Origin of the sequence: Marinilabilia salmonicolor JCM 21150 (assembly GCF_000259075.1) — a bacterium.
GTDB classification, from domain to species: domain Bacteria; phylum Bacteroidota; class Bacteroidia; order Bacteroidales; family Marinilabiliaceae; genus Marinilabilia; species Marinilabilia salmonicolor.
Genome location: NZ_AJKI01000002.1, coordinates 588,415 through 600,629 on the forward strand (window position 1 = coordinate 588,415; position 12,215 = coordinate 600,629).

Genomic DNA, 12,215 nt, shown 5'->3' on the forward strand with positions numbered 1-12,215 from the left:
CTCAAAAGAAAATGTATAAATTCTTGCATGCGAGTTCCATCCGACCTTGAAAAATTAATTTTATACGGATGAATTAGAGTCTTTCGCTTAGATGAAAACTTCTTCGGGATTTTTTTAGCCTCCCCTTGGGGGAGGTTGGTGGGGCTTACCACCAAACTCCGCTGTTACTCACAAAAGAGATATATTTCCCGCAAGGTGACCAGCTGGGTACATTAATACTTCCCTGACCGCCGTACAAATATGCAATAATTTCGGGTTGCCCGCCATCTGTAGGCATCCTTCGCAGATAAACATGTTTGTAGAACGGGTGATCGCCCGCATCTATTTCCGGCCCGTAAGAGATGAAAACAATTTCTTTGCCATCTGGAGAAACGTGGGGAAACCAATCGTTGTAACTATCAAAAGTGAGCTGTTCCTGTTCCGTTCCATCGGGAAGCATGCGCCAAAGCTGCATAGTTCCTGTACGGGCGGAGTTGAAATAGATGTATTTCCCGTCGGGTGAGTATTCCGATCCGTCATCCAGTGCTTTTTGGTTGGTCAGTTGAATCTCTTCACCTCCGTCCACGGGGATTTTGTAAATATCATATTGTCCGTTGCGTTCGGCTGTATAAATCACGAATTGATTGTCGGGAGACCAGCCATGGAGATAGGAAGGGCTTTTATCGGTAATTCGCATTGGTGTTCCGCCCTCCACCGGGAGACTGTAAACTACCGAGTTTCCTTTGTCATCGCTGGAATGATGACTGATGCCGATGGTTTTTCCGTCAAAAGTGAGCACATGGTCGTTGTTGTTGCTGGTGGCAAATCCGGTATTGATTTGTTGGGGGATTCCACCGGTTGGAGGAATGCTAAAAAGTAATCCTTCACTGTTGTAGATCAAATGCTTGTTGTCCGGCGTCCAGTTGGGGGCCTGAATGGAGATGGGGGAGGTAAAGATGCTTTTTCGAAGGCCTGTGGCAAGTTCCATCACTTCCAGATGACTTCCCAGATAATCCTGATAGGGAACCAGCTCTGCCGGAGCCGGCTTAACGAACCGTACATTCTCAAAAACTGCCTTCTCAAGCGTGGTGCTGTCGTGGGAACAGACAAATAGCCCCGCCATCAGATTGTCATCTATGCTATCTGCTTCAAAGGTGATAGAAGTGAATGGCTCTCCGTATTTGGCCACTGACATTATCAGTGTCTTGCCCCTTCGTTCCAATTGCACAACATCCGGCGCCTGAATCTCCGATGACATTTCCAGTGTTTCACCTTTCTCTGTTGCCCTGTACTGAAGAGACGTGAGTCCGTCGCCGTGCACTACGACACTGTAATGCGGCGAACCAGTTGTCTTATTTTTGCGCAACATCCAACCCATCTTACGGTGCGAATGATGTCCTTCTCCTTCAAACTTCATCCGGGCTCTCAGAATAAAATCTCCTGATACTTCACGCCATGCGTAATGAAAGGCATCTTCATCGAACCAGATGTTTTCTCCGCTTCCGCTGATGGTATAAGTTTGGTTTTCCGGATTATACAAGGCATTTCCTGTAATGCCTGTTTTTCCGATATCGTTTTGTTCGGTAAAAATGCCTGTGTCGGGCGTCTGTGCATTAGTCATAAAGCTCATGATTAATGAGCCAATCAGGAGGATGGCTCCGTTTCTAGTTGTGTGTAATTGTTTCATCCGTTTGAAATTTTGTAATTACCTGATAATAAACCAAATAAAAAAATTGAGAATTCCGAGAAATCGGAAGAACCGCTTCGCTCTCACATAATATTTTTTAAACAAATTCTATTGTGATATTTATGCTTAAAAAATATCATGTTCGTTTCATGGTTTTATAAGTTGTTTTTCCAAAGATAAGGAACTGCGGGGATAAAGCCATAGGCTGAAAAAGTCCTTTACATTCTCCTGAAAACACAATTAAGGATCCTGTTTCTTCACGAAAGTTCAATTGCATAGTTGGTTAAGTTGACATTGTAAATTATTGCGGTTAATTTTATTTCTGATTGGAAAATCGACCCTTTCATAATAGTTCTTCTTAACCTGCATTATTTTAAGCAGGGGTTGGTCTTGAATAGTCCCCGCCTAACCGGCAGCACTCATCATTTTTATGTGTGTCATCTGTGTGTAACAGTGGAAAGACGAAGTTGCATATTCCATTTATCCTTAACATACTCTTATGCATTCAAGGAAAAAATTCAACCTCCTGGAAACCAAAAGGTTTTTAAACCGTGACTTGAAGACCAACCCGGGGCCAATCTCTCCTTCCCGACGAATGGTATTAAAAAAAATGTTCCTCATTTTAATCGGTTTCTCTCCCGTTACCCGAATGCTTGGGAAAGCTCTTTCTACTCCATTTCAGGTCAGTAAAAAAGGGAAAACTATCCGGTTTATTTATGGCGGAGAAATAGCCTGGGCTGTAAACCCGACAGAATTTGGGGAAAACGCTGTTTTGAAGTACCGCGAATCTGACCGTGGTTTTTTTGTTCTCCTAAAGAATGCGGTCTATCCGGGGAGTGGTATTCGGGCCGATTTTAAAGCTGCCATCAGTAATAAAACCGGTGAATGGCAAATGCATATTCGTTTTCCGCATCTTGACATAAATAAACAAGTGGCTTTTATTCCCTGGCTCAAGGGACACGTTCAGCTTGAAGGATTTCATCGTCGCACCAAACAAATTTTGCTTGGTAATGCCGATTGGCTTTTTATTCCTGCTGGTAAATTAAGGTTGGATAAAAACTGGCAGTTAAGGCTTCAACCTGATGAATTGGTTACGGTAAACATTCTGGGGAGCCTTGAGCGCTTTGACGGCTTGAAGGTTCAGTTGGCTCCGCCTCTTTCTGCTTATTGGGTAAAGCTCAGAAAGCCAGAGGCTCACAGCTGGATAATGTTTGAAGGCCCTAAAGATAAATTTAAGGGTTTAACGAAACTGGACTCAGGAGAGCGTGGATTTTTTCAGACTCTGGAATATCCGTTTCGATACACCGGACTGGTGCTTTCAGAAAGACGGCGGGAAGGATTTTTCTGGGCAAGCAATGAAACTCAGGATCAAAGTAATTTGATCTATCAATCTATGAATGTTGATGGCACTGCGCTGTCGCTTTTCCGAAGTCGGTTTGTGAAGGAATACAGCGATGATAATGAATATTTTGGATTGGTGGCCGATTTGGGAGATAATCCCCAGTGGTATGGACATTCCCATGCTGCCTTTGGGTTAGCAGGTTCTGCAACAGCCTGTTTCAGGCTCTTTGGAGAGGGGACTAAAGTTTACGACATCAATTGTAAAGCACGGATTACAGAATCAGTTATATCCGTACAGGGCGCCCGTTCATTACCGGTGTCTTACATCCAACCAGTTGAAGTGGATGTTCAACCTCAGGATCCGGTTATCCAGCGCCTCCAAAAAGTGGAGTCAGGAAAAGCACAAAACTTTGGCATATTTGAATTTACACAGCAACAGGACAGAACCAGCTGGTTATACGTCAACAAGCAGTCTCTGAAGCTCAGGTTAAGAATTTTCGAACCAATAAAATTCAATCTGGTACGTCCGGAAGATTTCCTTAACCTGCAATTTGAGTTTGCAAATTTTAAGCTGGAGAATAACATCCTTGAGATTGACAACACCAAAGATCCGGCTTTCTTTATTGTAAATTTCCCTTCTCAGCACCTTCGGGAACAGGCCTTTGAAGAGTTTGGAACCTATAATGTACCTGTTCAGTTTTTAAGAGCCGGCAACAGTCGTCTGGTTTTTAAAGTCCCATCAGATTATCCGCCGATTCGACTGGTTATGAGTGACCTGCTTGACTGGTCAAAATTTGAGCTTCAGGTTAATTACCGGGCACGATGGTTTAACACCAGCGCCGCAGTAAGCCTGATAAAAGCCAGAATTCGTGATTTGTCGGTTCCTTTAGGACGCCGGCGCGATTTGTCATCGGTTAAAATCAGACCCGGTGTGGTTCCTGTTATATCACGTAAAGTCAGAACCATTACTACCGGGACTCAGCCATCCAAAACTATCAGCCAGCCTATGTCTGCCATGGAGCTGAAAGTTGCGATGGCTTCCACACCCCGCGGTGCTTCAGTCATGTCTCTGGATGATCAGCAATTGACCCCGGCACTTGCCACTCCTGAAATTGAACTTAGTATCCCCGACACCTTAAGCGGGGCTATGCGAAATCTTCTTGAGATGAAGCCCCCTTCGCATCTTGAAACATCGATTGAAGCTCCTGTCTATGCAGAGATTTCTCCTAATCAGTTTGCCGGTTTTAATCACTCCATCCTGCTTAAAGATGAGTTTGAAGAGTACAATGAAGGCTCAGTTCATAGCCTGGATGTTTCTCAGGAAGGAGGGCTGGCGCCTGTAAGGCCTTCCGAAGATTTGCGGATTGATCCCTCACGGCCTGTTAAACGCTCCCGTGTAACTGTACAACCCTTACGACGAGAGCCCAACCAGAAAACACTCATTCAGGGGAAACCTCAAACCGGGTCTCTTCAGGTAAAGCCCATTAAACGAACTTATAAAAACCTGGTATCTCCTCTGATCCTGAATATTCCCCGGATTCTGGCACCTAAAGCAGGGCAGCTTTTTGAGTTGTGGCACACACGGATGGGGGTTCGTCTGGCTTCGGGAGAGGTGGATGAAGATGCGCTTAACGCCCTAAAAACAGTAAGAGTAATCTGGAGCAAATGGGCAAATGAAAAGGTTGGGGATGGTCCTGTTCCCGGAAATGACGGACTCAATAATATTCCACGGCCCATTGACTTCCACGAATTGGTGCACCTCACTTCAAATTACACAAACTTAAAAGTCGCCGGATCCAGTCGTAAGGTATTGCCTGAGCCGGTAAAAGCAGACCAGCTTATGCTTTCCGGGATGGGAGCATGGTTTAACTATGCCTTTAAAATGGACACTCCTGTTCAGGATACTGGTCTGATAGGCTGGGATCAGCGGGCGACCATGGGACGTGATCATTTTATAAAAGTGGTACGTCGTGGATTCCTTTTTCCTTTTGGGCACAAAGCTGTTAAAATAACCACTGTTACCCGGGAATTAAGGAAGGTCAACGGGATCGTTGCTGCCCTCCTTGTAAAGAGGGAATATATAAAAGTTACTCAACCTGAACTGTACTTCAGTCAGGGAAGCAATGCGACGTTTGTTCCTTTTCCGTTTCAACGTGTTGAAATTAAGGACAGGTTTAAAAAGATTCATCCGGTCAGACCGATAAATTCCAAAGAGGTATTTGAATTATATCAACCACGAAATCATTCTGCACCTGATCCCTTCAAAATTTTAGTGGATGATGCCTCCGGGAAACAGGTTTCGCTGGAAGTACCGCTTGTTTTCATCGATGGTTCACTGAGCAGCCAACATTTGGTGGTGGATCATTACAACGATGCTGGTTGGGACTATTTCAGTTCGTCGTCTGCATCGCGTTCCATCTCTTATGCCCGGAGTCTGGTTCCGGGAGATACCTCCTTTGAGACTCAAAGCATCATTTTTGGAGCAGAAAAAGGCCAAATGGTCAATCTTATTGATTTCTATCCTGAATTAAAGGAAGCTTCTGTTTTTGTGCGGCAGATTGAAGAACTGACCGGTGACCGGAACCCGGTAAGAATAAGTTTGGTGGATGACAACAACCTCTCTATGGTATTTGCCAAGGTGATAGAGGATGAAAAGCCTTCTTTGGTTTTCGGCGATACTGAAAAGAGTGGTGGTTTTCTGACTCCTAATATGGCGGTTTCAGGATTTTCCAAATTGACAGGTATCAGTGGCAATAAGATAGAAGATCTGGAAAAACTGGTTGTTCAGGTTAATGAGATCTTTAATCTTGCCGAAAAGTATATGCCAAAGATTTTTGGCATTATCAGTTTTGTGGATCTTTTATTACCCGATGTGGATTTATCAGGTGCCATTAATGCGGTTAAAAGCAGCATTGAACAAATAAGGGATCAGATTGAAGAGCTTCAAAGCCGGATAATGATGATTCTGGCCCGCATCGATACTGAATTGAAGAAGCTGAATGTATTGCTTGAAATAGTGGGTGATTTGCTTGACAATAAAGATATTGTCGCTGTTTTGCAGGATCTTGATGAGCTGGCCAATGCCTTTGAGTCTTATGGCGTTTCCGTTACAGGAAATATGCAACAGAAACTTCAGCAGGCCATTAAAGTGGGCAAAGAAATCGCGAATAAGGAGGTTCAGTTTGATGATATCACGGGATTCATCGGCAATTCCCAAGCATTGAAGAGCAAGCTTGAAGATGCCGGTGTGGAAATAAACCCGGAGATGAGTCAGGCCGTGGATGATATGCTCAACCTTGTTTCAGGACTTAAGGATAAAGGCCTGGATGGTTCCGAAATTACAGCTGTCATACAGGGATTGGCCATGGCTTCTCAGTTGTCTGACGTACAGGCACTAATCAAAGACCTGGCATCGCAGGTTGCCGACACGGTGATAGACGCTATTCCTGAAATCCCTAATGTTAAATTTCAGGTGAAAGGTGACAAGATTGTGGTGGAGTATCACTGGAAACCAAAGACTAAAGGGTCTTATAGTGCCGGAAGTCTTTTTACCATTAAAAATCTGAGTAATGAGAAAGACCAGATTGAAATATCACTTGACAGCATTCTGACAAAGACTCTTGACCTTAAGGAACCTCCCGATTTTGATGTTAATGCCTCAATAAATGAATTTTCTATTGTGGTAGCTGATACACTGCAATTAAACTTTCAGAAAATTGCTTTTAAATCCGGGACCAGTTCCAGTGCGGATGTGGATGTCAAATTTAAACCGGTGCCTGTCCGGCTCATCGGGTCACTCTCGTTTGTCAACAGCCTGCAAAGTGTAATTAAATCGGATCAATTTTCCGGAGGGCCCTACATTAATATTACTGAAAGTGGGATTGTGGCGGGGTATAATTTCCCGCTTCCCAACATCGAGGTGGGTATTATGGCTATTTCAAACATGATGTTGGGCACAAAACTTATCTTGCCTTTTAACAAAGATCCCCTGAAACTGGGCTTCAATTTCTGTTCTCCGGAAAATCCTTTCAAACTGATGGTTTCCTGTTTTGGTGGTGGTGGTTTTTTTATGATGGAAACCACCATGCAGGGGCTTACCCGACTTGATGCTGCTTTTGAGTTTGGAGCCGGAGTTTCGCTCAATGTCGGGGTCGCCAGCGGGTCAGTGGAAGTGATGGGTGGTTTTTACTATACCCTTATCATGGAGGATGATATCAATAAACAATCGATGGCTGCTTATCTGAGAATGACGGGGCGGTTGTCCATTATCGGACTTATTAAAGTAACTCTGGAGTTTTATCTGGAAATGGTTTACGAGGCTATTGGCTCCAAAACCACCGCGGATGGACTGGTGATTGCCGGAGGCAGTCAGCTGAAAGGTCGTGCCACACTCTCAGTGAAAGTGGAGATTTTGTTCTTCAGCAAAACAGTGAAGGTTACTGTGAGTCGCACCTTTGCCGGGAATGATGCTGATCCTAAGTTTAAGGATTCTTTTACACTGGATCATTGGCAGAGTTACTGTTCAGCGTTTGCATCCTGACAGCAATTGGGGGTTGATTACAATCAGTCATTTATGCTAGATGTTTTTAAATACATCCTGAATTTAATAGATCGTTAGATTTTTAGATATAAGATTCAAAATGAATCCTATCCCGAAACTTCGGGATAACGAACTATAGTGAATTGGAATTAACCGGAATTTCTTTAACGCCCGGGCTAATCAAACCTTGAGTCCGGATTTCTGAAAATTAAAATTTTATCTGATGAAGCAAACATTCATATACACCACCTTGCCCAACGGCAAAGTTACTGTTGACGGTCAGCAATATCTTCGGATTTCATTGCATTGCGGACTCAGGCTTTCTCATACTTCAGCCACTACATTGGACACATTTCCGGAGATTCTGCAATGGGCACAAAAGATTAAAAATGTTCCGGGGTTCAAAGTTCGCTGGAACGGCAGCGAAGTAGTTGCGGCAACAGGGAATACCTCTGTAATTGATACTGAGGTCTGGGAGACCCTCATTCATTCCGGGGTTAAAGTTTCAGCATTCATCGTTGAAGACAAGTCCAGACTTAAGATTCACGCCTATCCGGCTTATGAAATCAGCGAATCTTTGCTGAATGTTTATCGTGATTTTGGGATTAATAGTCCTGTTAAACTTTTAAAGCCGGGCCAATTTTTGCAAAATGAAAATATCCGCCGGATCGGACGAAAATCTATTGAGCCTGAGGTAATTAAAGCTTATCAGAAAATTGAAGACAAGTCGGTAGCCAAAGCAGAGGTCAGGCAGGATATTAAGGGGTTGAACCTCGATAGGTCAGCCATGGTTAAACCGATGGTTCAGCAACAGCCGGTTATGGATTATCGTCAGATTCTTCAATCGGGGAAGTATGCTCAAATACGAAGCAAAGATAAAGAGCCTGCATTTCAGTTTGCCCGTTTCCGCGATTTTCACCGGATAGACGTGGCTAGACCCATCCTGTCTGTCCAGCCAGTTCAAGTGCCCGAATTTGAGTTTCATGACATTATGGCTCAGATGAGCGACTATCCGCAAATGCTTAGAAAGCTGGGGCTGGTTATCGACCTGATGGTTCCTTTCGATTCTTCTCTCCCCGATGAAGGAAGGGTCTCTGCATTCCCGACCGGATTGGAATTTAATGACCAAACGGAAGTCTCCGTAACGGCTACAGCCTATCGAATTACGTCGAAAGGATTTTTTGCTAGAGAAAAATCCGGAAGCGAGTTGAGGAATGGATTTGTCAAACTTAACACATCTGACTTTTCAGTTGCACAAATTGATACAGATGGAACGGCAATTCAAACCATCAATAAAGTAGATAATCAGGTGAAAAATGTGGTGGAGAAGGTTTCTGAAGTGCAATTACGGGTTAAAAGAATGACTCCAGATGAAGAATCTGTGGAAGATGAAGATGACGAGAGAAATGAAGAAATAGCTGGCGAAGAAGGGCTGCCCACCATCAAGTCAGCCGGGATCGCTATCATTAAAAACAATGTAGAATTCTATCTTAATGCCCGGTTTATTAAGGCACGCCAGCTGGATGTTAAATTGGCTGCACCACCTGCTTTGCCAACGGCACAACTCAGTCTGAACAGTCAAATGCTGGAGGTAAGCCCGCAAATAACGGCCATGAAAATTCAAATTCCCGACACGGAGGTTATGTATGCCAACGATCTGGTGATGGGATATCGCATGGACGTTGCTTATGCCAACCAAGCCGACAATTGGTATTCGCTTCAGTTGAAGCAGGATGAGATAACGGTTTACGATGAGAATAAAAATGCCTGGCCAGTGGATAATATCGTTCCTGATGAAGGTTTTAACCAACTGGCCCTGACTGAAGACGAAGAAAGTGATGACGTATTTGTAACAGGTGTTGTGGCCCGTTGGACAGGCTGGAGTCTTGCGGTTGAAAGGCCCGGATTTGCAATTAATGAAGCTGAAGGTTCAGGAGAAGAGGCTAAGGATTATATTAACAATGACGTGGCTGAAGAAGAAAAGAAATACGGCTACCATCCCGAAGCCAATGTCCGGATGAACGTCCGGTCGCGTATTGTCTCCGGGACGCTGCCCTCTTTGCGTTACGGGAAAAGTTACCACCTGCGTATGCGTTACGTGGATGTGGCAGGAAACAGTGTGCCTTTGGAGGCAACTCCTGATAATCCGACGGAGGCTATTGTTCAAAACATTACTTATCGCCGGTATGAACCCATTGCTTCTCCCGTGGTTTTGGCCGGAAATAAATATAAAATCGGAGAGGATGTGGAGCGGCTGGTCATCAAAAGTAATGTGGATACTCCTGTACAAGACTATTCCGAACCGGGGGTCGATCCATTCGACCGTGAGGCGCGCCGACTTCTTATACCACCTTCTAACAGCCAGTTGACTGCCGAACGCCACGGTAAATTTGACAAGGCATTCTCAGGCAACATGCAGGAAGCCAAACTTATTTACGATCTAATTACCAGCCATGAAGCTCCGCCGGGGGTGAACGATCCTGAAGATAAAGTGTATATGGCAGATTCATTTAAACTAACTTATCTGCCTGATCCTGCTGCAGCCGGAGTCGCTGTTTTCCTGGCAGAAGATTACGAGGATACACATACACAGAAATTTTCACCTCATCGGGTTGCATTTATTCCAACCGGTATGTTTGAGAATGGCAACTGGCTGAAGGTAAAGCCTGTTACTATTGAATTGGTGGAGGGTGATACCGGATCCGAATGGAATGAAACCAGCCGCATACTTACCTTCTCTTTACCCAAAGGACACCGGGCAAGAATCAAATATACCTGTTTCTGGAAGAATGAAGACCTGCAGACTCTTTCGGGGATTTGGGAACAACTGTCCACTAAAAGCGGATTTCATCAGGTGCGTGGTTATCTGCGTGAGGGGCGCCACTGGATGGTTAGTCCCGCACGGGAAATGGAGCTTGTGCATGCCCTTCAGCAGCCCCTCAGACCTCCTGTTTTGAATGATTCGGCTGCAGACCGGGGCTATATGGATACTCCGGCGTGGATAAAGACCCGGATTAAAATTCACGGACAAAGCACAGGTAAGGTTGTATTGCACGCTATCTGGAAAGAATGGGATGATAATCCGCTTAAACCTCTGCCACTTGAAGTAAGCAACCGGAAATTGCTGGATCCTGTAAAAATCAAATACAATGAGCAGGTTCATCATGTGGGCTATTTCCCTCCCAAAAATCCTGAATTTAAGGTCACCAATACGTTAGCCCCGGTTTCCCGTGTTGAAAACATCCGGAAGCTTAAACTAAAACCCGGGGTGCAGCAATTCGGGCAGTCTCAAAGGAAAGCACCTGTTGAGAAGATGCAAGGGGATAATGCTCTTACACTCAAGTTGCTCCCTGTCTTCACAAAGGCATATGTTTTAAAAGCCTTTGGTTTGATGCATAACTTTGACGACACCAGACACCGGTTCGTGGATTACAAACCAATTGCCACTACCCGTTATCCCGAGTACTTCAGGCAACCTGATGCGGAAGGGACTCTTAAGCCCATTCAGGGGCTGGACTACACGCAGGAAGGTGAGCCCGTTCGTGTCAATATTTTAAGCTCTGATCGCCCTTTGCCCCCGGAGGTGGAATATATTATCCCTACTTTCAACTGGCACAAGTCGGGCGGAGAAAACCAGATAACCCATGTTCGCTCGGGTGGAGGATTGAGGGTGTATCTGAAACGGCCCTGGTTCAGTTCCGGGGAGGGTGAACTGTTAGGGGTGGTATTGGCTCCTCAGGGAACGGCAGAAAATCTTCCCGAATTACCTGTTACCTATTCGCAGTGGGGAGCGGACCCTGTTTTTCCTTTCCCGGGTGATACCGGTTTTCATCTTGAGAGCGGTCATTTTAAGTGGCACAGCAAGGTGGACAGAGGCATTGTTTATCCTGGCATCAATGATTCAAAGGCAGATGTCGTTGCTTTTGCGCCACAATTCGATGCAGAACGCAAACTTTGGTATGCCGATTTATCAATAGATCCACTGACTCGCTATTTCCCGTTTGTTAAGCTGATGCTGGCTCGTTACCAGGAGCATTCTTTGCGAATCAGCAATACGGATGTTTGTCTTTCACCGGTTGTGGAGTCCGATTTTATTCAACTGGTTCCCGAACGCAAGGTTAAGCTGTCGGTCGAAAGAAGAGGAAATATTGCCACTCAAATTAATGTGGAGATATCGGGTAAGAGGTATGCCGGTTTTGATAATTCTTTTGAGATAAAAATTATGAGTAGTAATATTCCTCAACCCATCTCAGGAGTTATCAGTGCTTCAGAGCCCAGGCGTGATTCAATCAATGAAGAAACTTTAATCACCAATATTACTTTTCCGGATAACAATAGTTTTGTCGCTACGGGAAATTTCAGAATTACCTCCGGGTTGAGAAAAGTGCCCTTCGATGTAGTGGTTCTTGAGTATGAAAAACCTGACAAAATAGGTCGGCGGAAGTTGGTTTTTGCCGATGAATTTAATGTAAATAAAGAGGAAAAATAATCATTTGTCTTTTGGAGGCATCTCTGTAATATTAAGTATATATAACCTTTTGTAAGCAACCGGTTTTGGATGGTATGTATTGGATTTTGATTTCGCAAAGATGCTCCAAAACGCGTGTCGCTGAAGCTATAGCCGCGAGCCGACGGCAAAGTATTTGATGGTTTATGAGAGGCGAAAAA

General features: G+C 44.6%; 3 protein-coding genes. 2 read left to right on the forward strand and 1 reads right to left on the reverse strand.

Going from position 1 to position 12,215, the window contains the following annotated elements; translation table 11 throughout:
* Nucleotides 1-145: 145 nt before the first annotated feature.
* On the reverse strand, nt 146-1,666 hold the full coding sequence (locus W7W_RS0103230; RefSeq protein ID WP_010662410.1) for a TolB family protein: 1,521 nt from the start codon (nt 1,664-1,666) through the stop codon (nt 146-148).
* A gap of 499 nt (nt 1,667-2,165) precedes the next feature.
* Here W7W_RS0103230 and W7W_RS0103240 point away from each other — a divergent pair, with 499 nt between their 5' ends.
* Nucleotides 2,166-7,547 carry a hypothetical protein gene (locus W7W_RS0103240; protein ID WP_010662411.1) on the forward strand — a complete coding sequence of 1,794 codons (5,382 nt, stop codon included), beginning with the start codon at nt 2,166-2,168 and terminating at the stop codon, nt 7,545-7,547.
* A 223-nt stretch (nt 7,548-7,770) separates the two neighbouring features.
* Nucleotides 7,771-12,036, forward strand: coding sequence for a hypothetical protein (locus tag W7W_RS0103245; protein ID WP_010662412.1), 4,266 nt, complete (start codon nt 7,771-7,773; stop codon nt 12,034-12,036).
* The last annotated feature ends 179 nt before the right edge of the window (nt 12,037-12,215 follow it).